Source organism: Citrobacter sp. LST-B2 (assembly GCF_057983045.1).
Genome location: NZ_CP192598.1, coordinates 1432476 through 1457543 on the forward strand (window position 1 = coordinate 1432476; position 25068 = coordinate 1457543).

Consider the following 25068-nt stretch of genomic DNA (forward strand, 5'->3'; position numbering starts at 1 on the left):
AGTAGCTGTATCTCCAGATAAGAGATAGGCTTGAATATATGTCTAACACTAACGCCAATTTTGAGATGACCGGGATCCTGTTAGGGCAAGAAGTCCGTAAACGTAAAACTCCTCAGGAGAAGATCGCCATTATCCAGCAGACGATGGAGCCGGGTATGAATGTCTCCCATGTCGCCCGCCTGCATGGTATCCAGCCCAGCCTGCTGTTTAAGTGGAAGAAGCAATATCAGGAAGGCAGCCTCACCGCCGTTGCGGCTGGAGAGGAAGTCGTTCCTGCTTCTGAGCTTACTGCTGCTCTGAAGCAGGTCCGGGAGCTTCAGCGCCTTCTGGGCAAGAAGACGATGGAAGTTGAGATCCTGAAAGAAGCCGTGGAGTACGGTCAGTCGCGAAAATGGATAGCGCACGCGCCCTTGTTGCCAAAGGACGGGGAATAGCCATGGTCTGCCGGACCATGGGCGTGTCGCGTGCGCAACTGTCACTGCGGATTAACCGTTCTGCCGACTGGCAGGACAGGCGCTGTAACCGGCGTAATGAAGAAGCAGACGCAGAAATACTGTCGGCTATCCTCAACATTATCAGCGATATGCCGAGTTATGGTTATCGACGCGTGTGGGGCATCCTGCGCAAGCAACGTCGCACAGAGGGACAGCCACCTGTGAATGCCAAACGGCTTTACAGGATAATGCGTGAGCATAACCTGTTGTTGTTGCATCACAAACCAGAGCGACCGAAGCGTGAACATAAGGGCAAGATAGCGGTGGCAGAAAGCGATATGCGCTGGTGTTCAGATGGCTTCGAGTTCGGCTGCGACAACGGCGAAAAACTGCGGGTAACGTTCGCGCTGGACTGCTGCGACCGTGAGGCCATAGACTGGGCAGCAAGCACGGGAGGCTATGACAGTTCGACCGTGCAGGATGTGATGCTGAGGTCGGTGGAAAAGCGCTTCGGCGACAGGTTGCCCGACACAGCGGTGCAGTGGCTGACGGATAACGGTTCAGCGTATACCGCGTATGAAACGCGGAGGTTCGCGAGAGAGCTGAATCTGGAGCCCTGCACAACAGCGGTGAGCAGCCCGCAGAGTAATGGCATGGCCGAACGGTTCGTGAAAACGATGAAAGAAGACTATATCGCGTTCATGCCAAAACCGGATGTGAGAACAGCACTGCGAAACCTTGCAGTAGCGTTCACGCATTACAATGAAAACCACCCGCACAGCGCGCTGGGATATCACTCCCCGAGGGAATACCGGCGGCAGCGGACATCGTTAACTTAAGATACAAAAGCTGTTCGGAGATGGAGGGTCAAGATCACCGCTCCCGGGCATGCAAAATGCGAGAAGTGTCGGAAACGGCATTGATTATATTGATGACATGAGTGTCTGGCTTCATAATGGCATAGCAATTCTAATTAAGGTATCTGAAGATTATATTATATTATAAGGTGAATATTATATGAGGAAAGTGTAAGAGCTTATTTGGCGTTAAAGTTTACGACTGCGAATAATTCATGAAACTAATTAAAATTGATAAAGTTGCACAGATCGTAGTACGTGCTGTACGTACGGATTATGTGTCTAAAAGGTCGCAAATAACTGACCTCAGTATTCTTGCTGCAGACTTAAGCAACCGACAGCGCTGACTCAATAGTATCAGTTCTCACAAAAGTAAGTTGTATTAGTCGCGACTTGATCTGACACATGGCCTTGAAAGGTTGAGAGTTACCGGTTTTGATATGGGTGTCGAATCCTTATACAAAACACGAGGTAACTCTCATGCTTCATACTACCAATCCCGTCATCAAACACAAAGCCGGTTTGCTCAATCTGGCTGAAGAACTCAGTAACGTGTCGAAAGCCTGCAAAATCATGGGCGTCTCGCGCGATACATTTTACCGTTATCGCGAACTGGCCGATGAAGGTGGCGTGGATGCACTGCTAAATCGTAGCCGTCGTGCTCCTAACCTAAAGAACCGTACCGATGAGGCCACTGAGCGAGCTGTTGTTGATTATGTTGTCGAATTCCTGGCTCACGGTCAGCACCGGACCAGTAACGAGTTACGTAAACAGGGCGTTTTATCTCCGGCAGTGGTGTCCGTTCCGTCTGGTTACGACATAACCTTGAGAACTTCAAAAAACGCCTGCAAGCGCTGGAAGAGAAAATGGCCCGCGATGGTATTGAACTGACCGACAGCCAGATCGCCGCGCTGGAACGTAAAGCTAGCGATGACGAGGCCTGTGGTGAGATTGAAACCGCTCATCCGGGTTATTTGGGGCCACAGGACACGTTCTATGTGGGCAATCTGAAAGGCGTCGGGCGTATCTATCAGCAGACGTCCGTTGATACGTACTCGAAAGTGGCTCACTGCAAGCTCTATGTCACTAAAACGCCGATTACAGCGGCTGATTTACTGAATGATCGTGTACTGCCGTTTTATGAGTCTCATGGCCTGCCGATGCTGAGGATACTGACAGAGGAACCGAATACTGCGGTAAAGTGGAGCAGCACGATTACCAGCTTTATCTGGCGATAAATGACATTGAGCATACGAAAACGAAGGCAATGTCACCGCAAACCAATGGTATCTGCGAGCGGTTCCATAAAACGATCCTGAACGAGTTTTATCAGGTAACGTTCCGCAAAAAGTTATATGGTGATCTTGCTTCATTACAATCGGATCTTGATGAATGGCTGGCTCACTATAATAATGAGCGAACTCATCAGGGAAAATGTGCTGTGGCCGGACGCCAGTGGAAACATTACTTGATGGAAAACGCATCTGGGCTGAGAAAAACTTAAACCAGATGTAATCTGACAGATACCTGTATAAATAACCGGTAACTGTCAGATCAGGTCTGAGCTAATACAATTTATGACAGTAAGGGGAAATTACTCCCCCCCGATAAACCTTCTGAAGGCATCCCTTTAAAAGGAGGTGAGGACTCCGTTGAACTTAAATTTTCAGCGAGTTATCAGTCTGTAGTTGATGATGTGACGCCAGGAAGTGCAAATGTTTCTGTGACCTTTGTGAATCGCCACGGGTTTAACAGACACCTCAGAGTCATTTAAGATGGCTTAAAGAGAGGTGCCCATGAGCGGTAAGCGTTATCCCGAAGAGTTTAAAACTGAAGCAGTCAAACAGGTTGTTGATCGCGGTTATTCTGTTGCCAGCGTTGCAACACGTCTCGATATCACCACCCACAGCCTTTATGCCTGGATAAAGAAGTACGGTCCGGATTCTTCCACTAATAAAGAACAGTCAGATGCTCAGGCCGAGATCCGCCGTCTCCAGAAAGAGCTGAAACGGGTTACCGACGAACGGGACATATTAAAAAAAGCCGCTGTAGATTCAATTGGTCAACGCAACAGTTATGTGAAAACATGGGGTTGCGGAGGTTTTTTGAATGAGACGAACATTTACAGCAGAGGAAAAAGCCTCTGTTTTTGAACTATGGAAGAACGGAACAGGCTTCAGTGAAATAGCGAATATCCTGGGTTCAAAACCCGGAACGATCTTCACTATGTTAAGGGATACTGGCGGCATAAAACCCCATGAGCGTAAGCGGGCTGTAGCTCACCTGACACTGTCTGAGCGCGAGGAGATACGAGCTGGTTTGTCAGCCAAAATGAGCATTCGTGCGATAGCTACTGCGCTGAATCGCAGTCCTTCGACGATCTCACGTGAAGTTCAGCGTAATCGGGGCAGACGCTATTACAAAGCTGTTGATGCTAATAACCGAGCCAACAGAATGGCGAAAAGGCCAAAACCGTGCTTACTGGATCAAAATTTACCATTGCGAAAGCTTGTTCTGGAAAAGCTGGAGATGAAATGGTCTCCAGAGCAAATATCAGGATGGTTAAGGCGAACAAAACCACGTCAAAAAACGCTGCGAATATCACCTGAGACAATTTATAAAACGCTGTACTTTCGTAGCCGTGAAGCGCTACACCACCTGAATATACAGCATCTGCGACGGTCGCATAGCCTTCGCCATGGCAGGCGTCATACCCGCAAAGGCGAAAGAGGTACGATTAACATAGTGAACGGAACACCAATTCACGAACGTTCCCGAAATATCGATAACAGACGCTCTCTGGGGCATTGGGAGGGCGATTTAGTCTCAGGTACAAAAAACTCTCATATAGCCACACTTGTAGACCGAAAATCACGTTATACGATCATCCTTAGACTCAGGGGCAAAGATTCTGTCTCAGTAAATCAGGCTCTTACCGACAAATTCCTGAGTTTACCGTCAGAACTCAGAAAATCACTGACATGGGACAGAGGAATGGAACTGGCCAGACATCTAGAATTTACTGTCAGCACCGGCGTTAAAGTTTACTTCTGCGATCCTCAGAGTCCTTGGCAGCGGGGAACAAATGAGAACACAAATGGGCTAATTCGGCAGTACTTTCCTAAAAAGACATGTCTTGCCCAATATACTCAACATGAACTAGATCTGGTTGCTGCTCAGCTAAACAACAGACCGAGAAAGACACTGAAGTTCAAAACACCGAAAGAGATAATTGAAAGGGGTGTTGCATTGACAGATTGAATCTACAGCGGCGTACTTCGCAAAGCTGTCCGACTGAGGTACGCCTTTATCCGTGACAACTCCTGTTGCTGGCCTGTTCGCCTGCTCTGTCGGGTGCTGGATGTTCATCCCAGTGGTTTTTACGCCTGGCTTCAGCAGCCGCATTCACAACGCCATCAGGCAGACCTGAGACTGACAGGACAGATTAAACAGTTCTGGCTGGAATCGGGATGCGTCTATGGTTATCGCAAAATCCATCTGGATCTGCGTGACAGCGGGCAACAGTGCGGAGTAAACAGAGTCTGGAGACTGATGAAACGTGTCGGAATAAAGGCTCAGGTCGGATACCGAAGCCCGCGGGCACGTAAAGGCGAGGCCAGTATCGTGTCACCCAACAGGCTCCAGCGACAGTTCAATCCGGATGCTCCTGATGAGCGTTGGGTAACGGACATAACCTACATCAGGACCCACGAAGGCTGGCTGTATCTTGCCGTTGTTGTTGATCTGTTCTCACGCAAAATTATCGGCTGGTCCATGCAATCCCGGATGACAAAGGACATTGTCCTGAACGCACTGCTGATGGCTGTATGGCGGCGTAATCCCGAAAAACAGGTGCTGGTTCATTCGGATCAGGGCAGTCAGTACACAAGCCATGAGTGGCAGTCGTTCCTGAAATCACACGGCCTGGAGGGTAGCATGAGCCGTCGCGGTAACTGCCATGATAATGCGGTTGCAGAAAGTTTTTTCCAGTTGTTGAAACGTGAACGGATAAAGAAAAAGATCTACGGAACGCGGGAAGAAGCCCGCAGTGATATTTTTGATTACATCGAAATGTTTTATAACAGTAAGCGTCGGCATGGTTCTAGCGAACAGATGTCACCGACAGAATATGAAAACCAGTATTATCAACGGCTCGGAAGTGTCTAGATTATCCGTGGCGATTCATTGTGGTGAACTATGCCTGATAAAAACTGTGTGTAGATAGGTTCGGTGTGTACACAATTTTAAAATCAGTTTGGGGGCGAAGAATGAACCTTCTGTTGGACATGCTCTTTTTGGGTGCCACAAACTGTTATGCGACCATATCGATAACCTGCACTTATTCCATTCTTCGTTACAGATAAACGCTCCCAGATAATTGTACAGCGCGATCAACCTATCTGACAGGCGCTGACAGTGTATGAATCCAGCGTAAATTGTCACTCTTAATCAACTGTATCAACGACGATGATGGCGACAGTTGCGGTCAGTGATATTCAGACTAAAGATAAAGTGAAAGCCGCTATTGCCAACGCCACGGCAATGCTAAACCTGACTTATCAGTGAAATGATGCAGGAAGCCGACTATGATGCCAGCTTCTTTTATTTTTACTCACCCGGATTAAAGCGCTCATCCCATGGCATTAAGCGTTGAGCCCGCAGCCTTAGCGCCAGTGCCTCTTCCCGCTTTTGCAGAAACATCAGAATATTAATCTGGTCGCTCCAGGCATCTTCTTCCATATGCATTGTGATCCACTCAGCATTCTCCTGAGCAAATAAATCTAGCTCATTAATATTACCGCTTTGATTAAAATGCATCAGATGTAAGCGGGAGAGATCCCGCTACCAGCGTATTTGCATCAGCCAGGGAACGGATAATTGACGAATACTTTCCGGTGGTTCAAGTCGGCCCGTTTCGAATTATCCCAGTGTCACACTGGCGCGAAAGAGCTGCATTGACAGCACAATACCGTACAGTGCGGTCGCGGCCAGGGCTGGACGCAGATATTTTACCGGCAAGGTGAACGTGGATTTACGGCTTTCAGTTGCACTCATCAGTAGCAGGATGAGAAAAAAGTGCGCAACGGAGTAATAAAGAGGAAACTCGACCTGAGTGTGTAACAAAATCGGTAGGGTGGTTAACAGTGTCACCCACTGCCACAAGCTTTTTGGGCGGCGAAATAAAATAATCCAACCCCATAAAAGAATCAGCCCGCCCAGGAGGGCGACAATTCCGCCTTCCGCCTGAATAAATAACGTCTCATTATGTGGATGCTGCATCATTTCCCGGCCAGGATTCGCGAAAGGAAGATCGGCCATAAAATTTTGATACACCGATTCAAGCATGCCTAAACCAATCCCTCTCCAGGGATGCGTCATGATAAGGCGCACGGTGTATTCCAGCGTCAGGAGTCGTTGTTGATTTGACTCTTCATGAGCCAACGAATTTAATACGGAACCCTGGAGCAAAACCGAACCCAACAGACCACCGATGATCGGTAAGAAAATAATCGCAAGGCGTTGGCAAGCCGTGGTTCTATCTCGCCAACATTGTTGACAGAAAAGAAGCGACGCGCAGGCAATTCCACACAGACCGCCCAGCCAGCCAATTCGGGAACGACATAATACTAGCGTCGCAGAGATGAGGATAATTGCAAAACAGATTGCGAACCTCCGCGCAGTTTCCGCACGAAACGATTTAAGCGTTCGCTGCCTGTCCGCCATCAACACCAGCAGAAGAGATAAACCTGTCGCCAGAAATGTGGCGGTGACATTACGCTGTTGAAAAATACCCGGTGCACCACCGGAATAATTTTCAGCCAGTGCGTTAAGCGGGAAGGGAAGCCATTGTGGGCACCAGAAACCCATCAGAGAATAAACGGTTTCAATGCAAGCTGCCGCAGCGATCATATAGCTCAGAGCAACAATTTCTTTTTCCCGCGGTGGGTACTGAAGTAAGGTGAGATAGGTAAACACGCCTCCCCAGATCCCTGTTAGTCGAGGAAGAGCGATGGCGAGTCCCTGATCAGGCGACCAGAAGACGGGTAACGTAAATGCTATCGCACTGAGCAGCAGGCATAAAAACGTGGGTGTCAGACGTATTTTATCCGCTTGCAGCGACAGCCAGACGATCAGCGCCTGAAGCAAAATCGCAGCCCACGATAGCAGGTTCATCGGTAAATTCATGCCGTAATCGACGCTGTTTGGCCAGGGAATATGTATCAGCACTAACCAGTAAAAACTGAGCAGGAAGTATAAAAAAAGCGGCACAAGGCGGGAAGACGTGAAGGTTTCCCCAGATTTGCAAAACGCGAGCATTCGGGCGGGCATAATATTCTTGAGTGGGTAAATCGATGTTGTATGTACCCACTCAAGATGGCGCTATTTAAGTCCTGTCCATTCTAAGACTGATCCATTCAGGCATCGATTTAATATTGCCATTGCACTGAAAAACCAAGTGTAAACGGACTGGTCTGCATATCATCAGGTTTCATCACCGGAACGCCGGCGAAAAGATCATAGCCAACGTTGCCTTTAACACCTCGCACACCCGCAACCGCACCGGCGATGCGTGTGCCGCTCCAGTAATCATTTTTCGAACCGCTGACTTCCCCGTAATCAAAGCCAAGATAGGGCTGCATTCCCCACCTGGGGAGATTCAGGTTAATGTCGTTACGCAGATACCAACCCTTATCAGCATAAATGGAGGATTCACCGTCGAAGCCACGTACCGTCCAGCGGTTACCGATAGTAAATTTATCCGGCTGCGTCAGTTTATCCGGTGACGTTTGCTGCATGAAATGCGGCTCATAGCTCATCGACAGATCGCCAGCTTTAAACGGAAATGTGCCGTCGACGCTCAGGGTAATAATGCGTGCCAGGGGATCGGCACTACCTACCATTTCTTCGGCATCGGCTTGTTCGCCAAACCAGTGCGCGGCATGTTGATAGCCCAGTCGGGAGGTGAGTTGCCCAAAGGGCAGATAAGCTAAATGTTCCAGGTTGAGTTGCCAGCTGCTGGTGTCCCGGCGCTGTACTTCCACTTCAACATCGTTGAGGTCATAGTGTGAATCACGTTTAATGCCTTTAAAACCCAGCGTTGTTTTTTGACTGGCGCTGCGGTAGATAACGCGTTTGATTTCTGCAGTCAGTAATTTTTCACTGCTGCTGTACTGATAGTGGTAATCACCGCTATGGATTGTCTGAACCGTGCGATATTTACTGCCATAGAGTTCAAGCAGCCAGTAGCCCCACGGGACGGAGTAGAAGGCGGAAGTGTTGTCGTTGCGACGTCCATACTCATTTTTAAAACCGCCGCCATAAGCAACATAAAAAATGTCATTCAGCGTTGTGGGGTTATTAAGGTAAAAGGCCAGACCGCCTTCATAACGCCCCGTTTTTTTACTTCCGGCGTCATCCATCCACGTCCCCAGACGCCATGCTTTATTCTGGCTGCGACTGACTTCTACGCGAGTATCGCCAGGATGTTCACCGGGAACAAGATGAATACTTGCCTGCGATCCGGGAATACGCTGCAAATTTTCCAGTCCCTGTTCCAGACCGCGTAAATCAAGAACGTCGCCTTCAGCTTCCGGGAAGTTATTCCAGCGATGAACGGCGCGGCCTTCCTGATTTTGTAACAGCCATTCACTGATACGACCGGGCAAAATTCGCAGGGTTAATGTTCCCTCTTTTAAATTTTGGTCTGGAACTAACACCCGACTGGTAATATATCCATGGGAGATTAACCGATTCTGGACGGCTTTATGTAGAGCCGTGATCCCCTGTATTCCGATACAATGCTTTTCAACCTGGCGAATAAGATCGTTAAAGGTCAGCCAGTGGGGGAGGGCGACCGTTTTATCGATAACTACGTGTTTCATGTCATAGCAGACGGATTCTTTGGGCAGGATCAGCGTATCGCTATCCTGTACATTTTCTGCCGTGAGCAATGTCTTACTTTGAGGAGCAAGCTGATTATGCCTTGCCTGATCCTGTTGTTGACTGGTGGCACCTTGGCCTGAGACGGGCTCAGCTTCCACGATGCCAGGGCGTATCGCGAACAGTGAGAAAAGAATGAGACTGAGGCTGGTACGATAAACAATCATGATATTTAACTCTTCCCTGTAGGTACTGAACCTCAGAAGCATTTCTAAAATAAATTAATAAAGCCCCATAACTTCATGGGGCTTTGGAACTAAAATATATTAAATCCCAGTACAGATAACATAACCGCCAGGATAATAGATGATATCTACCACGACGTAGCCGTAATACATGTCACCTGGTTTATAAACGACGCCATTTTCCCAGACACCGTTACCTGCAGGTGTTCCATTAGGCTGTACCACGGTGTTATCATCGTTATTGGTTGAACCACCATTATCGGTATTATTGTTGTCAGGGGTATTCGCGCCATCATCCTGATTAGCCGAACCCGTTTCATTAATAACGCCCATGTTAGTGACATAACCCGTGGTATAAACGTGATCGCCCGTAATCGTACCGGTGCTTTCGTTGAACATACCGTTAGACGTATTCAGCTTAACATCACCGGTGCTGGAGATGTTGCCGCTGTTGTTCAGGTAATTAGTGGTCAGCGTAATACCGTTTTCCGCGCTCAGCGTACCGCTATTCATCAACGTTACGCGATCCATCTGGGCATTCAATTTATTACCAGCGGCAATGGTACCGTTGTTATAAGAGGTGCTCTGTGAATAACCGTAACTTCCCATCACATTGAGGTTGATATCATGCGCGGCACGGATATCACCGGTATTGTTCAGGTTGCTCATCACAGACAGGCTAGCATCTTCCCCTGCCTGAATAGCGCTTCCTGCGTCAGTCATCAGAGAAGAGGTTGTGATGTAGATGTTATGGCCAGCATTCATGTTGCCATACATCAGGTTATAGACATTGTTGGCGTTAACGTTGATGTCATTGTTACTGGAGATCGTACCGCTGTTAGCAAGATCGGACAGTTGCAGATTCATTTGATTAGCGTGGATTGCACCGCTGTTATTAAACACGCTGCTATTCATCTGCAGATTCAGATTACCGTCGGCGGTAATAGAACCACTGTTCTGGGCTGGGCCACCGTAGCTGCCCCAACCATTGGAACCGATGGTTAAAGACATATCCTGTCCCGCAGCGAGAGTCCCTGCGTTCTGGAAAGTATTTGTCACCGTCATATCAATGTTGTGACCCGCTTCCAGCTTGCTGGCAAGATCAGAATAATAAGACGAACCATACATGAAGATATCATTGCCGGCTGAAATCGTGCCGGACATGTTATCCAGTGCGCCATTGATAGAAACGGAACCGTCGCTATGAATTGTGCCGTTATGGTTAGAGAGCATGTTATTGCCGCTTACCTGCAACTGGCTGTCACGTCCCTGAGTCTGAATAACGCCGTTATCATTATTCAACATGGAGGCGTTAATCATATTCCAGCCATTACCTGCAGAAATAACCCCGTTATTGTTGGTCAGCGTATCGACGTTAACACTCATCGAGCCGTTGCTTGTCAGGCTGCCAGACGTGTTGTCCAGATTTGCTGAGTCCACGGTCAGCGAGCCTTTAGCATTGATACGACCGTTTGTATTATTGACGCCGGTCGCTCCCCAGGAGTTATAGCTGTTAGAAGAGCGAGCGATGCTCAGGGCGCCTTCGCTGGTGATTTCACCTTGGGTGTTATTCAGCGAATCCGCCATGATGGTGGTCTGCTGGTTTCCCTGAATCTTGCCATGGGTGTTTACTGTGTTTTTGCCAGACAAATCAACATAATTGCCTTTGATTTGACCATTGCTGTTGTCCAGTAATTCGTCGGCAGAAACGGAGACCATCCCATCAGACGTGATCTGGCCATTATGGTTCAGAACAGATGATCCCATTACAGCAGTGGAGTTTTTACCGCTAATATGGCCGCCGTTGTTTTCAATCACGCCATCAACATTGAGAGACAAGGTATCCGTCGCGGTCAGGTCTGCGTGATCAATACGCACGCCGACGCCACTGTCTGTCCCTTCCATGTAAATTTTATTGGCATACATGGAACCCAGCGCAGATACATCCAGCGCGACTTCCGGGCTGGTGCTGTCGTCATATTTTTTCTGTACGCGACCATTCTTATCAATACGGTTATTACCGGTAATGATGTTCAGCTCATTCGCCTGCAGTTTCGCATTGACCTTCACGGAGCGAGCGATAATGTCGGTGTACTGAGTGGAGCGGGTGTCCATACCTTTACCGGTAATAGACACCTGGCCTTTGCTGACGTCCAGTCCGGTTACGTTGCCCTGATTATCGTAGGTGGCGGTACCCGTGGTTAGCGTTGCGTGGTTGGTGTTAATAAAACCGCAACCGTCGCAGGTAATGCCTGATGGGTTAGCAATAATGACCTGAGCGGACTGACCGGCGACTTCGATCATGCCGTTAAGCTGGCTCGGATCGGAGGAGCGCACTTCGTTAAGAATCACCTTTGCACTGCCGCTCGCCATATTAGCGTTGCCATTAATCTGGCCGGCTAACTGAGTGTTCGAATTGCTGCTACTGTTGTTCAGAATAACGCCGTTACTGTCTACGTTGAACTCAGAATAAACGTTATGTGAAACGCCACCCGCACTGGCTTTATTAATATCAACAACGGTAGTGCCATTTGCGTTGGTATGAATACCCGGTTGGTTAGTATTACCTGCTACAACCGCAGCGTGAGCTGGCATAATCATTCCAAGCGCAAGCATCGTTGCAAAGCAGGTTGGAGCCAGCTTTGCGTGTAAAACCTGACGATTATTGCGCTCGATATTAATATTTTTGCTTTTCATTTACTGATCCTTGTATTTCCTTGAATATAAATTCCCCATTTCATTGGTGAAAAATGGGGGGGATATGAAATCATGCAATCCCTTTAATCCAGAAAAGGACTTGTAACGATTCGTTTTTTTTTAACAGCAATTGTTGGCTGGGTGCGAAAAGTAACACATTGATAATTGCACAAAAAAATATCGCAATTATTTATTATAAAAATGTGTTTATTAGGTAATTCATTAATATGAAAGAGAGGCGTCGTCGAAAATGGGAAAATCGATTGATAAATGATATGGATAATTTCTGTTCAAGATATTTCTGAGGTGTTACACAATGTGTAAGAAACTTGAAAAAACCTTAACGAGTGGAAGGGTAATGAGAACAGGCACGTCGCGAAGCAACGTGCCTGAAGACATTAGCACTCAGTAATAATCGTGCTCAGCGGCAGGCGAGATTTTGGCAGCGAGGCATTAAAATCTTCCACGCTGTGATGACCGACAGGCACCACCACCACGCTGGTGAAGCCCTTTTCTTTCAGGCCAAATTCTGCATCAAGAATGGCGGCGTCGAAACCTTCGATTGGCACCGCGTCCAGACCCAGTGCGGCGACGCCTAACAGGAAGTTACCCACGTTCAGATACACCTGCTTTGCCATCCAGTGTGCATCGTCTTTCAGCTCCTTACGGTGCATGTCGGCAAAAAAAGTGCGACCTTTGTGATTAGCGGCTTTCGCCTCCGCGGAAGCAAAACGCCCATCGGCCTCTTCCTGATCAACCACGCGTTCCAGCCATGCATCATCCATTGCCGTTTTGGCGCAGAACACCACGACATGCGAGGCATCAAGCATTTTTCGCTCGTTGAAGACAAAGTTACCGGCGGCAGATTTCGCCACGCGCGCTTTGCCTTCCTCTGTGCTGGCGACGATAAAGTGCCACGGCTGAGAGTTAGTACTGGACGGGCTGAACTGCAGCAGTGTTTTGATTTTTTCGGCTTCTTCAGCGGTCAGCTTTTTAGCTGGGTCGAATGCCTTGGTTGAATGACGTTTTAAGGCAACTGAAACGATATCCATAACGACTCCCGGTTGGTTTTAATCTTCGCAGGTTACAGGGTTCTCCCGGAGATGATAAGAGAGAAATGGCGAACACAGTTTTCGTTATTTGAGACTAATCAGACCGGACGGATTCGTTTCTGGCTGCGTTTAGGCAGGCCATCGACCACTAAATTCCACGAGTCGTTCACCAGCTCTTCCAGTAACGACTCGGTAATATCGTCACCGGGCGCGACGGAAATCCAGTGCTTTTTGTTCATGTGATAACCGGGGGTTATGCTGGGGTAAATCTGCTGATTTAACAGGGATTTTTCCGGGTCGGCTTTCAGGTTTATTACCGCACGGCGGTTAAATTCGGTGACGATCATAAAAATCTTTCCTTCGACCTTAAACACGTCGTACTCCGGGCCGAACGGCCAGCAGTGCTCAGTAAAGGGGAAGGCTAATGCCAGGCGTTTTGCGCACTCGTGCAGCGTTTTTTCGTCCATTACTTTTCCTCGCGGGTGAGGGCGCGCCACATGGCTTCAAAACCCAGAGAAATAAACTCTTCAGCGCGAGCCGGTTCACGGGCGGCAAATTCCATTGTCGTTTCTGCCAGCGTTAAAAACAGCGCATCGCCGAAGGCGCGATATTCATCGGACATAAAGACCGGTAGCACTGAGCGGTGACAGAGATCGCGCAGTTCAGGAAACATATCGTCGGCTTTTTGTTCCGTCTCTTTGGTGATTTTTTCGCTGACGGCCAGTTGGCGTATCGCGCGATGCCCCTGCGTGTGGTTTATCCCCCAACTGATATAGCTGCGCCAGATATAAAAGGTCAGCGCTTTGGCATCGGTCAGTGAACGATCCAGATTGGCGATCATCGACTGGCAGAGACTCTGTTTAAGATGAAGATACAGTTCGTTGATTAACTCGTCTTTGGTCGCGAAATAGCGAAACAATGTCCCTTCCGCCACGCCAGCATTGCGGGCAATCACTGCGGTTGACGCCGCGATCCCGGACTGCGCAATCGCCGTGGTTGCTGCCTCCAGTAATGCCTTTTTTTTGTCTTCACTCTTCGGACGAGCCACTACACTTTACCCTTAATGTGGTCTAAAAATGTGATTGAAACACGGCGTATGCAGCGCCGCAACGGTGAATGTCAAAGATTGAAAATCATCTTGACGAGAAACGTCTGATTTCTATAATGAGTGCTTACTCACTCATAATCAAGGGTGCGTCGAGCAAACCATCGGACAGGCGCGCGTTTTCAGGTCAGGATATGAAGCGTCTCACAGTTTGCGTGGTTGTTATTATGCTCATTACCAGTGCAGCAACGTTACCGTTTGTCCTCAATGCTGGCTTCGGCCAGGCGCCACAGGGCGCTCAGCTTAGCCAGGTTGAACAATCTGCAAACTACCGGGACGGGCAATTCCATAATCAGATACCGACGCCGGGCTATACCGGAAACAAAAGTATGCTCGCGGCGTGGTGGGAGTTTCTGGTCGCGAAGCGTGAGAATGCGCGCCCCGATCAGCCCCTGCCGTTGGTTGCGACCGATCTTGCCAGTCTGCCGGTCACTGAAGACATCCTAATCTGGCTCGGGCATTCGTCGTGGTATCTGCAACTGGACGGCAAACGTATTCTGATTGACCCTGTGCTCAGCAGTTATGCCGCGCCGTTTTCCTTCCTCAATAAGGCTTTCGCAGGCGACTATCCGTGGACGGCGCAGGCGATGCCGGCGATCGATCTGCTGATCATTTCGCACGACCACTATGACCATCTGGACTACGCCACCATCAAGGCGTTAATGCCCAAAGTGAAGCGCGTGCTTACACCGCTGGGTGTCGGTTCGCATCTGCGTTATTGGGGAATGAATAGCGACATCATTGAAGAGCGCGACTGGAATCAGTCCGTGCGAATTGACGATTCGCTGATGATTCACGTTCTGCCTGCGCGGCATTTTTCCGGCCGCGGCATTAAGCGCAACCAGACGCTGTGGGCCAGTTTTCTGTTCGAAACGCCGGAACAGAAAATTTATTACAGCGGTGACTCCGGCTACGGGCCTCATTTCCGGGCCATCGGCGAGCAGTTTGGCGGCATCGATCTTGCCATTATGGAGAACGGTCAATATGACCAGGACTGGAAGTACATCCATATGATGCCAGAAGAGACCGCTCAGGCCGCTCAGGATTTGCGGGCAAAAGCGATATTGCCCGGTCATGCCGGACGCTTTGTGCTGGCTAAACATACCTGGGATGACCCTTACAAACGGCTGGCGCTGGCCAGTCGACATAAAGCGTACCGTCTGCTCACGCCAATGCAGGGTGAACCGGTAAAACTGGACGATCTGGCGCAGCCGTTCACCGTCTGGTGGGAGCAGACCTCACATTTGCAGGAGAGGAGTTCCGAATGACCATTTCTGCTCAGGTTATCGACACGATTGTCGAGTGGATAGATGATAATTTGAATCAGCCGCTGCGCATTGACGACATTGCGCGCCACGCGGGGTATTCCAAATGGCATCTGCAGCGTCTGTTTTTACAGTACAAAGGGGAGAGTCTGGGACGTTATATTCGTGAACGTAAACTGCTGCTCGCGGCGCGGGATCTGCGCGAGTCCGACGAAAAAGTGTATGACATTTGTCTGCGCTACGGGTTTGACTCTCAACAGACCTTTACTCGCATTTTCACCCGCACGTTTAACCAGCCGCCGGGCGCCTACCGCAAAGAAAATCACAGTCGGGCACACTGATCTCCCGGAAAAACGCTTTCTTTGGCAAAACATCTCCTCACTGTGGATTAAAAAACATAGGTGAGGGGTATGAAGGATTTTTGCCAATAATGGGCGATTTACTATATATAGCCTGTGGGGTTTTATTGATACGTCAGATTGAGTGTCGCCGTCGCATTTGCTTGTCCGGCCCGTACTTTATCTTTGGTCTGTATATATCGGGCGGTAATGGGGAACGGCTCCAGGCCGCCTGCCGAGCGTTTAAGATTAAGCATCTTATTCAGTTCCAGTGGCGTATCGTTGTACAGTAACTGCACGCCGATCCCCGCGGCAACCCTTTCGTCACCCTGGTTACTGAGCTCGGGAACGCTGTCGTCCGTGGTATCAGGGTTTTGTGCGCCGGTTAACGTCACATTGATATCGGCGTTCGCGTCACAGTCGCGTTTCAGGTCAGCCGTGCTGCTTTCCTGTGAATGGGTACCCAACTGGGTAAACTGATCGGCCTGCACATCCCCAATGGGGAACGCGAGATTAGTACCGGACGGTATGGTGCAGGCGAGCACAGTGATACTGCCATTGATAAGATTTCATTTCCCCATTGGCAGGGTATAGGCAGAGCCGGGACCATCGCCCACTGCCCAGCTCATTATCATGCCGTTATCACAATACGCGATCACTTCCGGGAACGTCAGATAATGGGCTTTCAGGACGGTGCCCGCAGGCGTATCTTGCTTTCGGGTTTATTAGTAAATGATCTCTGTGCCGGAAAGATGGAATGTGTGGAAGGCGCATAGATAAGAATATTTATTGTTTTAATATTTAAATTAACAAATCACGCCTGATTGGTAATGTGGTGAGTCTCTCGGGTTCCTGTTAGTGAGCGCCAAAAGAAGTGGCGCCCGGTTGGTTCACCGGCTTAGTGAGCCAGCGAAAACCAACGACGCCACACGTAGCGAATCACGAAATATTCAACAGCGCCAAGCGCTAAGAACCACAGGCAGAACAGCAGCGTGTAGAACTGGTTGAGATCCATCAGATGGAAGGTCGCAACCAGCTTTTGTGCCAGCACCAGCCCCAGCGAAGGCGCGGGAAGCAGCAGGCAGGAGAGAAAGGCCATCAGCAGAATACCGGCGGCGGTCATCAGTGATTCAAGCGGGTGTTTCATGGCAATGTTAAACGTGAGTTAAAAAAGCCATTGTCCGGGATCTTCACCGTTAACGCAAACCGGCGCCGCTTACCCGGCCCAAATCTCACAATGTTTTTTCACCAGCCCGATGAGCGATCCGCCATCGCTGACAAACTCACGCATTTTTTGCGCTTCGCTGGCCCCCTGTTTAACCTGCCGGGTCAGGGCTTCAATCGCACTTGCGGCACCGACTTTATCAGCGGACGGCGCAACTTTTTCCAGCAGGCGCAGTGTGTCCTCTGAAAGCGAATGATGGTCGCCGGTATGCACGTCGGTCAGAATCCCCTCCAGCCCGTAGCGACAGGCCTGAAAACGGTTGAATTTATACAGCAGATAGTCACGCTCCTGATGTTTAAACGGTCGTTCCGTCAGTAGCCAGTGCGCGGTAGCCTGAATTAAACCGGCCATATTGATCGCATGGCTGAGGGTGAGCGGCGTATCCATCACCCGCACTTCGACCGTGCCAAAATGCGGGCTGGGGCGAATATCCCAGTGTAAATCTTTAATGCTGTCGATCATGCTTGTATAGCTGAGACGACGGAATAACCCTTCAAACTCCTGCCAGTTGCTCACCCACGGCATGGGGCCGTTATCCGGGAAACCAGAGAAGATATTCAGCCGCGACGAGGCAAAGCGGGTATCGGAGCCCTGCATATAAGGTGAAGCCGCCGAGAGCGCAATAAAATGCGGGACAAAGTGCGACAGCCCGTGCAGCAGGTAAATCGCATCATCTCCGCTGGCGCAGCCGACGTGAACATGCTGGCCAAATACGGTGGCCTGCTGAATGAGATAGCCAAAATTTTCCAGCGTGCGTTGATAGCGTTCGTTATCGCATACTTCCTGGCGCTGCCATTTCTGAAACGGATGCGTACCGCCGCCGCAAATTTCGAGGTGATGGTTAGCCGCCGCTTGCAGGATCACCTGTTGCATCGCGGAAAACTGCGCCGCCGCCTGATCGATACTGTGGCAAACGTCAGTCGCCATCTCCAGCATGCTTTCGGTGATATCGTGCTTCACTTCGCCGGCGTGTACCCGGTCTTTCACTGCGGCAATCAGCGTCGAAGAGTCCTGGCTCAGATCATATCCCGGCGGATTAACCACCTGTATTTCCAGTTCAATGCCGAGGGTGTACGGTTCAGAGACGTGAAAATCGGGTAGTGGCATAGTGTTCGCTTCTCCTTTGATTTGTCAGATGAGTATAGAAGTGAGTGCGGGTTTCGGCGTGGTGGAAGAAATCTGAATCCGGTGCTTTGAAGGCGCATCGGGAACTGCTATAACCAAATTTTATCCTTGTGTAAGGAGTAATCGGTGCCGGAAATCAATGAATACGGCCAGACGGTGGGCGATGCGCTACCGGACTGGCATGGCGCGTCCGTTCTGCAACGGACCGTGCTGGAAGGTCGCTGGTGTCGCCTTGAGCCGCTCGATCCTGAACGTCATGCCGCCGATTTGTTCGACGCTTATGCGCAGGCAGACGACGAGCGAGACTGGACGTGGCTGGCAAGCCGTCGACCCGATAGCGTTGCGGCGACGTTCCACTGGCTCAGTGGAAAAGCGAATGATGACGCGCTGGTACCTTTCACCGTGGTGGATATCCGCGCTGAACGTGCGGTGGGGTTAGTCTGCTTTATGGCGATCGAACGCGAGCACGGCAGCGTTGAAATCGGCCATGTCACCTGGTCGCCGCGGATGAAAAATAGCGTACTGGGCACAGAAGCCGTCTGGCTGCTGTTGCGCTACGCCTTCGCACAGGGATATCGCCGCGTGGAGTGGAAATGTGATTCTCTCAACCTGGCGTCGCGTCGCGCGGCAGAGCGCCTGGGATTTGTCTTTGAAGGCCGCTTTCGCCAGAAAATTGTCCGCAAAGGCCGCAACCGGGACAGTGACTGGCTATCGATGATTGATGGCGAGTGGCCTGAGTGTGACCGCGCATTGCAGCGCTGGTTAGCGGCGGAGAATTTTGACGCGCAGGGCCAGCAGATTAAAACGCTGGCCCAGTGTCGACAGTAATACGCTTACCGTCGCGCCGGTTTGCGTACCGGCGCGTCGCCTGCCATGTAATAACGCGCTGTACTTTTCGCCAGCGGAGCGCGTCCGCGAATGGCATCGGCAATTTTCTCGCCAATCATAATGGTCGTTGCATTCAGATTGCCGGTGATAATTTGCGGCATGATCGACGCATCCACGACGCGCAGATTCTCAACGCCATGCACTTTCCCTTCACCGTCGACCACTGCCATCTCGTCAAAGCCCATTTTACAGGTGCCGCAGGGGTGAAACGCCGTCTCCGCATGTTCGCGCACAAATGCGTCCAGCTGTTCGTCAGTCTGACACGCAATGCCGGGACTGATCTCTCGTCCACGGAATTTATCCAGCGCCGGCTGGTTGATGATTTCCCGCGTGATACGAATCGCATCGCGGAACTCCTGCCAGTCTTGTTCTGTTGACATGTAGTTAAACAGAATTGCCGGATGTTCGCGTGGGTCGCGGGATTTCAGATGGACGTGACCGCGGCTCGGCGAGCGCATTGACCCGACGTGGCACTGGAAACCATGTTCTTTCACTGCATTAGAACCGTTGTAATTGATCGCCACCGGCAGGAAATGGTACTGAATGTTCGGCCAGGCAAAGGCTTCACGGCTGCGGATGAATCCTCCGGCTTCGAAGTGATTACTCGCGCCGATACCGGTTCCGCCAAACAGCCATTCAGCACCAATCTTCGGCTGATTCCACCATTGCAGAGCGGGGTAAAGCGACACGGGCTCTTTACACTCATATTGCAGGTACATTTCAAGATGATCCTGCAGATTTTCCCCGACGCCGGGCAGGTGGTGAACCAGCGGGATCGCAAAAGCCTTTAGTAACGCAGCATCACCCACGCCGGAGCGTTGCAGGATCTGCGGCGAAGCAATCGCCCCTGCGCACAGCAGCACTTCTTTGTTTGCCCTGGCGCGGGTCGGGATCGTGCTGTCGCCTTCCAGCCACTCCACGCCGACGGCTTTTTTGCCGTCAAAGACGATGTGGTCAGTCAGCGCATGGGTCACAATGGTGAGGTTAGGGCGTTTTCTCGCCTGATCCAGGTAGCCTCGCGCGGTGCTGGCGCGCCGTCCCTGAGGCGTGACGGTACGATCCATTGGGCCAAAACCTTCCTGCTGATAGCCATTCAGGTCGTCTGTCCGCGGATAGCCTGCCTGAACGCCCGCCTCGATCATCGCTTCAAAGAGCGGATTCACGCCCGGTTTTGAGGTGGTCACGCTGACCGGGCCGTCGCCGCCGTGATAGTCATTGGCACCAATATCGCGCGCTTCTGCTTTACGGTAATAGGGCAGGCAGTTGAGGTAACTCCAGTGTTCGAGCCCGGGCGCTTGCGCCCAGTTGTCGAGATCCATCGCATTGCCACGCACGTAGCACATGCCGTTAATCAAAGACGAGCCACCGAGCCCTTTTCCGCGTCCGCATTCCATCCGGCGGTAGTTCATATGCGGTTCGGGTTCGGTTTCGTAGGCCCAGTTGTAGCGTTTTCCCTGTAGCGGAAAGGCGAGTGCCGCCGGCATCTGGGTACGGAAATCCGCACGGTAATCCGGGCCACCCGCTTCCAGCAGCAGGACGGTGGTATTGCTGTCTTCTGTCAGTCGTGTAGCCAGTACGTTACCGGCAGAGCCGGCACCAATAATGATGTAGTCAAAATGCAATGAAACCTCCTGGTTAAAATACGGACTGGAAGGGGGCCATCTCGAGCTGGATGGACTTCACCTGGGTGTAGCTTTGAAGCGTCATCAGGCCATTTTCGCGGCCAATACCGGAATGTTTGTAGCCGCCAACCGGCATTTCGGCAGGGGATTCCCCCCATGTGTTGATCCAGCAGATCCCTGCTTCAAGCTGGTGGATGACGCGATGGGCGCGGTTGAGATCCTGAGTGACCACACCCGCCGCCAGACCGTAATCAGTGTCGTTGGCGCGACGAATAACTTCGTCTTCACTCTCGTATGTCAGAATGGACATCACCGGTCCGAAGATTTCCTCGCGCACGATGGTCATGTCGTCGCGGCAGTCGGTAAACACCGTTGGCGCGACCCAGGCTCCCTCATCGAACGCGTTTCCCGTCAGTACCTCTCCGCCGCACAGCAGCGTTGCACCTTCTTTTTTACCGCTTTCGATATAGCGCAGGACGTTTTCGCGATGCGCAAAGCTGACCAGCGGGCCAAAATTGGTGGCGGGATCAAACAGATCGCCTGCGCGGATCCGCGCCACGCGGGACAAAATGGTCTGCTCAAACGCACTTTTCATCCGCGCCGGAATGAACACGCGGGTTCCGTTGGTGCAGACCTGACCGGAGCTATAGAAATTTGCCATCATCGCGATGTCTGCGGCGAGATTAACGTTAGCATCCTCGAAAACGATCAGCGGCGATTTGCCGCCCAGCTCCATCGTCACCGCTTTCAGCGACGAGGCGGCCGCGTTTGCCATCACTTTTTTACCGCTGGCGACGCCGCCGGTGAAGGAGACTTTGGCGATGCCCGGATGGTCAGTCAGATAGTGGCCCGTTTCTGCGCCTTCGCCCGGCAGGACATTAAAGACGCCGTCCGGCAGGCCGGCTTCGCTGTAGATTTCTGCCAGCTTCAGGGCAGTCAGCGGGGTGACTTCGCTGGGTTTGAAGATCATCGCATTACCCGCCGCCAGCGCCGGTGCGGATTTCCACAGCGCGATTTGAATCGGGTAGTTCCATGCGCCAATCCCGGCGACAACGCCCAGCGGCTCGCGGCGGGTGTAGACGAACGCGGTCTCGCGCAGCGGGAGTTGGCTCCCTTCCAGCGCGGGAATCAACCCGGCGTAGTATTCCAGTACGTCTGCGCCGGTGACGATATCGACGCTGGCGGTTTCGCTGAACGGTTTGCCGGTATCCAGCGTTTCCAGTCTCGCCAGTTCATCATTGCGTTCGCGCAGAATCTCCACTGCCCGGCGCAGAATGCGCGAGCGTTCCATGGCGGTCATCGCCGCCCAGATTTTTTGTCCGCGCTGAGCGCTTTTTACCGCGCGGTCGACATCCTCACGCCCTGCGGCCTGTACGGTGGCCAGAATCTCGCCACTGGCAGGGTTGATCGTCTCGAAAGTCCGACCGCTGGTGGCGGCGGTATAGCCACCATCAATGTAAAGCTGTTGTTCTGCCATTCGGGACATGCATTCTCCTCGGTGAGTCAGTGGCTTTTGGGTAAGTGCTGACTGATGAAATGGGTGGTCAGCGCCTGCGCAAGACTGAGATTAAACGGCTTACCGCTTAGTGCGGCGCGTAGCCACAGCCCGTCGATCAGCGCCGCGAGGCCATAGCCTGCCTGCTGCGCCTGTTCACGCGGCAGTTCGCGCATAAATTCATACACAATGTTCGACAACAGACGTTTACTGGCGACCTGTTGCAGGCGATACAGCATCGGCTGGTGCATGCTGCTGGCCCAGAATGCCAGCCAGGCCTTCATTGCGGCGTGGCTTATCTGGGTCTCGTCAAAGTTTCCCGCCACGATGGCGCGCAATCGCAACTCGGCGCGTGCTCCCTGTAATGCATGGAGTCGATGCAAAACGGCATGACGCAGCTGGCTGGTGATGTCGCGCATCGTTGCCTCCAGCAATCCATTCTTATCCTTAAAGTAATGGCTAATGATCCCGGTTGAAACACCGGCACGACGGGCGATTTGCGCAATCGTCGCATCGTGCATCCCGACTTCATTAATCGCTTCCAGCGTAGCGTCGATCAGCTGTCTGCGCCGAAGGGTTTGCATCCCCAGTTTGGGCATGTTGCGGCTCCATTCATCAGTAATGTTTATGTATTTAACCTTTTATTGATTGAACGTTCAATATAAATGTGTCTTAATTGTTGCGAATTTGATTTCAAATAGTTACAAGAAAAGTGAGGATAATTGATGTCAGACCTTCCGCAGAGCAGAGAAAAGGACAAAATCAATCCGGTGGTGTTTTACACCTCCGCCGGGCTGATTTTGTTGTTTTCCCTGACCACCCTCTTTTTTAGTGATTTCTCCGCCGTCTGGATTGGCCGGACCCTGAACTGGGTCTCGCAAACCTTTGGCTGGTACTATTTGCTGGCGGCCACGCTGTACATCGTCTTTGTTGTTTTCATTGCCTGTTCGCGTTTTGGCTCGGTAAAGCTCGGCCCGGAGCAGTCGAAACCGGAGTTCAGTCTGCTCAGTTGGGCGGCCATGCTCTTCGCCGCCGGGATTGGTATCGACCTGATGTTCTTCTCTGTGGCGGAGCCGGTGACGCAATATATGCAGCCACCAGAAGGGGCAGGGCAGACCATTGAAGCGGCGCGCCAGTCGATGGTCTGGACGTTGTTCCACTACGGCCTGACCGGCTGGTCGATGTATGCTCTGATGGGCATGGCGCTGGGTTACTTTAGCTATCGCTATAACCTGCCGCTGACCATCCGTTCTGCGCTGTATCCGATCTTCGGTAAACGCATCAACGGACCGATTGGGCATAGTGTCGATATCGCCGCTGTCATCGGAACTATTTTTGGTATCGCCACGACGCTGGGTATTGGTGTGGTTCAGCTCAACTACGGTCTGAGCGTGTTGTTTGATATCCCGGATTCGATGGCGGCGAAAGCAGCGCTGATTGTCTTGTCGGTGGTGATCGCCACGATTTCGGTCACTTCCGGGGTGGATAAGGGCATCCGCGTACTTTCAGAGCTTAATGTTCTGCTGGCGTTGGGGCTGATCCTGTTTGTGCTGTTTATGGGCGACACCTCGTTCCTGCTCAACGCGCTGGTGCTCAATGTGGGCGACTATGTGAATCGCTTTATGGGGATGACGCTCAACAGCTTTGCCTTTGATCGTCCGGTTGAGTGGATGAATAACTGGACGCTATTTTTCTGGGCGTGGTGGGTGGCATGGTCGCCGTTTGTCGGTCTGTTCCTCGCGCGGATCTCACGTGGGCGTACCATCCGTCAGTTTGTCTTCGGTACGTTGATTATTCCGTTCACCTTTACTCTGCTGTGGCTGTCGGTGTTCGGCAACAGCGCGTTGTATGAAATTATCCACGGCGATGCGGGATTTGCCCAGGAAGCGATGGTGCATCCGGAGCGCGGATTCTATAGCCTGCTGGCACAATATCCGGCATTCACGTTTAGCGCTTCCGTCGCTACCATTACCGGTCTGCTGTTTTATGTGACGTCAGCCGATTCCGGCGCGCTGGTGCTGGGAAACTTCACCTCGAAGCTGAAGGATATCAACAGCGATGCGCCAAACTGGATCCGTATCTTCTGGTCGGTGGCCATCGGGCTGCTGACCCTGGGAATGCTGATGACGAACGGAATTTCAGCCCTGCAGAACACCACGGTGATCATGGGCCTGCCGTTCAGCTTTGTGATTTTCTTTGTGATGGCCGGGTTGTATAAATCGCTCAAGGTAGAAGATTATCGCCGCGAGAGCGCCAGCCGCCATACCGCGCCGCGCCCCATGGGCGTGCAGGATCGGTTGAGCTGGAAAAAACGTCTGTCACGCCTGATGAACTATCCCGGCACACGCTACACCCGCGAGATGATGAAAACAGTCTGTTATCCGGCGATGGAAGAGGTCGCGCAGGAGCTGCGGTTGCGTGGCGCGAGGGTGGAACTGCAAAGTATGCCGCCAGAAGAAGGGGACAATCTTGGTCACCTCGACCTGCTGGTGCATATGGGCGATGAACGTAACTTTATCTACCAGATCTGGCCTCAGCAGTATGCCGTGCCTGGTTTCACCTACCGTGCGCGCAGCGGGAAATCGACCTATTACCGGCTGGAGACCTTCCTGCTGGAAGGCAGCCAGGGCAATGACCTGATGGACTACAGCAAAGAGCAGGTGATTACCGATATCCTCGACCAGTACGAACGTCATCTGAACTTCATTCATCTGGATCGCGAAGCGCCAGGAAATGGCGTGTTGTTCCCGGGCATGTAGGACGAGCTAAACGAAGAAGTAGCCGTTATGCGGGGAGTTATCCCCGCATATCCGCGAGTCAGGTCTGGATGAGACGGCAC

19 protein-coding genes and 3 pseudogenes are annotated in these 25068 nt (G+C 51.4%); 9 read left to right on the top strand and 13 right to left on the bottom strand.

Going from position 1 to position 25068, the window contains the following annotated elements:
• Positions 1–65 precede the first annotated feature (65 nt).
• The 5 genes and pseudogenes from ACQ0PY_RS06690 to ACQ0PY_RS06710 form a co-directional block, all read left to right on the top strand.
• Positions 66–1273 (top strand): IS3 family transposase gene (locus tag ACQ0PY_RS06690; RefSeq protein WP_094487604.1). Its coding sequence is split into 2 segments (ribosomal slippage): positions 66–387 and positions 387–1273, totalling 1209 coding nucleotides; the frame shifts between segments, so codons are not numbered across the junction.
• 498 nt (positions 1274–1771) lie between these two features.
• Positions 1772–2806 (top strand): annotated as a pseudogene (locus ACQ0PY_RS06695) (IS481 family transposase).
• Positions 2807–3087: 281 nt separating this feature from the next.
• A pseudogene (locus ACQ0PY_RS06700) lies at positions 3088–3336 on the top strand (transposase); the annotation flags it as partial.
• Between the two features lie 64 nt (positions 3337–3400).
• Positions 3401–4552 carry an IS30-like element IS30 family transposase gene (locus ACQ0PY_RS06705; protein ID WP_001254932.1) on the top strand — a complete coding sequence of 384 codons (1152 nt, stop codon included), beginning with the start codon at positions 3401–3403 and terminating at the stop codon, positions 4550–4552.
• Between the two features lie 12 nt (positions 4553–4564).
• A pseudogene (locus ACQ0PY_RS06710) lies at positions 4565–5458 on the top strand (IS3 family transposase); the annotation flags it as partial.
• Positions 5459–5899: 441 nt separating this feature from the next.
• Here the strand turns inward: ACQ0PY_RS06710 and ACQ0PY_RS06715 are convergent.
• The 7 genes from ACQ0PY_RS06715 to ACQ0PY_RS06745 all read right to left on the bottom strand — a co-directional run bounded on the left by ACQ0PY_RS06715 (position 5900) and on the right by ACQ0PY_RS06745 (position 14214).
• Positions 5900–6037: a hypothetical protein gene (locus ACQ0PY_RS06715; protein ID WP_157959986.1), complete on the bottom strand. Its 138-nt coding sequence runs from the start codon at positions 6035–6037 to the stop codon at positions 5900–5902.
• A gap of 174 nt (positions 6038–6211) precedes the next feature.
• Positions 6212–7438 (bottom strand): O-antigen ligase family protein, encoded by a 1227-nt coding sequence (locus ACQ0PY_RS06720; protein WP_162301192.1) that lies wholly within the window; start codon positions 7436–7438, stop codon positions 6212–6214.
• Positions 7439–7719: 281 nt separating this feature from the next.
• A complete protein-coding gene (locus tag ACQ0PY_RS06725) occupies positions 7720–9399 on the bottom strand; it encodes a ShlB/FhaC/HecB family hemolysin secretion/activation protein (protein WP_109739980.1) in 1680 nt (559 codons plus the stop codon).
• 99 nt (positions 9400–9498) lie between these two features.
• The gene (locus tag ACQ0PY_RS06730) at positions 9499–12114 is read right to left on the bottom strand and encodes a filamentous hemagglutinin N-terminal domain-containing protein (RefSeq protein ID WP_109739981.1); all 2616 of its coding nucleotides are present in this window, start codon (positions 12112–12114) and stop codon (positions 9499–9501) included.
• A gap of 398 nt (positions 12115–12512) precedes the next feature.
• The gene (gene nfsB / locus ACQ0PY_RS06735) at positions 12513–13166 is read right to left on the bottom strand and encodes an oxygen-insensitive NAD(P)H nitroreductase (RefSeq protein WP_043001491.1); all 654 of its coding nucleotides are present in this window, start codon (positions 13164–13166) and stop codon (positions 12513–12515) included.
• Between the two features lie 98 nt (positions 13167–13264).
• Positions 13265–13633, bottom strand: coding sequence for an MmcQ/YjbR family DNA-binding protein (locus ACQ0PY_RS06740; protein ID WP_044256666.1), 369 nt, complete (start codon positions 13631–13633; stop codon positions 13265–13267).
• Complete coding sequence (locus ACQ0PY_RS06745) at positions 13633–14214, bottom strand: TetR/AcrR family transcriptional regulator (protein ID WP_043001489.1); 582 nt, start codon at positions 14212–14214, stop codon at positions 13633–13635. The genes ACQ0PY_RS06740 and ACQ0PY_RS06745 overlap by 1 nt, the downstream gene beginning before the upstream one ends.
• A gap of 191 nt (positions 14215–14405) precedes the next feature.
• Between ACQ0PY_RS06745 and ACQ0PY_RS06750 the strand changes: the two genes are divergently transcribed.
• Positions 14406–15539 (top strand): MBL fold metallo-hydrolase, encoded by a 1134-nt coding sequence (locus tag ACQ0PY_RS06750; protein WP_043001488.1) that lies wholly within the window; start codon positions 14406–14408, stop codon positions 15537–15539.
• Positions 15536–15877 (top strand): RamA family antibiotic efflux transcriptional regulator, encoded by a 342-nt coding sequence (locus ACQ0PY_RS06755; protein ID WP_043001487.1) that lies wholly within the window; start codon positions 15536–15538, stop codon positions 15875–15877. The genes ACQ0PY_RS06750 and ACQ0PY_RS06755 overlap by 4 nt, the downstream gene beginning before the upstream one ends.
• A gap of 122 nt (positions 15878–15999) precedes the next feature.
• Here ACQ0PY_RS06755 and ACQ0PY_RS06760 read toward each other — a convergent pair whose 3' ends face one another.
• From ACQ0PY_RS06760 to ACQ0PY_RS06770, 3 genes are all read right to left on the bottom strand, one after another.
• On the bottom strand, positions 16000–16419 hold the full coding sequence (locus ACQ0PY_RS06760) for a fimbrial protein (protein WP_054176110.1): 420 nt from the start codon (positions 16417–16419) through the stop codon (positions 16000–16002).
• Between the two features lie 353 nt (positions 16420–16772).
• Positions 16773–17021 (bottom strand): DUF1158 domain-containing protein, encoded by a 249-nt coding sequence (locus ACQ0PY_RS06765; RefSeq protein ID WP_043001486.1) that lies wholly within the window; start codon positions 17019–17021, stop codon positions 16773–16775.
• Positions 17022–17090: 69 nt separating this feature from the next.
• The gene (locus tag ACQ0PY_RS06770) at positions 17091–18206 is read right to left on the bottom strand and encodes a YbdK family carboxylate-amine ligase (RefSeq protein WP_109739982.1); all 1116 of its coding nucleotides are present in this window, start codon (positions 18204–18206) and stop codon (positions 17091–17093) included.
• Positions 18207–18350: 144 nt separating this feature from the next.
• On the opposite strand from ACQ0PY_RS06770, the gene ACQ0PY_RS06775 reads away from it, so the two are divergent.
• Complete coding sequence (locus ACQ0PY_RS06775) at positions 18351–19052, top strand: GNAT family N-acetyltransferase (protein ID WP_044256664.1); 702 nt, start codon at positions 18351–18353, stop codon at positions 19050–19052.
• A 5-nt stretch (positions 19053–19057) separates the two neighbouring features.
• On the opposite strand, the gene betA is transcribed toward ACQ0PY_RS06775, so the two are convergent.
• From betA to betI, 3 genes are read right to left on the bottom strand one after another with little or no spacing between them, the layout of a single operon-like run.
• Complete coding sequence (gene betA / locus ACQ0PY_RS06780) at positions 19058–20734, bottom strand: choline dehydrogenase (protein ID WP_043001483.1); 1677 nt, start codon at positions 20732–20734, stop codon at positions 19058–19060.
• A 13-nt stretch (positions 20735–20747) separates the two neighbouring features.
• Positions 20748–22220 carry a betaine-aldehyde dehydrogenase gene (betB, locus tag ACQ0PY_RS06785; protein WP_043001482.1) on the bottom strand — a complete coding sequence of 491 codons (1473 nt, stop codon included), beginning with the start codon at positions 22218–22220 and terminating at the stop codon, positions 20748–20750.
• Positions 22221–22237: 17 nt separating this feature from the next.
• Positions 22238–22828 carry a transcriptional regulator BetI gene (betI, locus tag ACQ0PY_RS06790; protein ID WP_044256659.1) on the bottom strand — a complete coding sequence of 197 codons (591 nt, stop codon included), beginning with the start codon at positions 22826–22828 and terminating at the stop codon, positions 22238–22240.
• Between the two features lie 126 nt (positions 22829–22954).
• On the opposite strand from betI, the gene ACQ0PY_RS06795 reads away from it, so the two are divergent.
• Complete coding sequence (locus ACQ0PY_RS06795) at positions 22955–24988, top strand: choline transporter (RefSeq protein ID WP_043001480.1); 2034 nt, start codon at positions 22955–22957, stop codon at positions 24986–24988.
• The last annotated feature ends 80 nt before the right edge of the window (positions 24989–25068 follow it).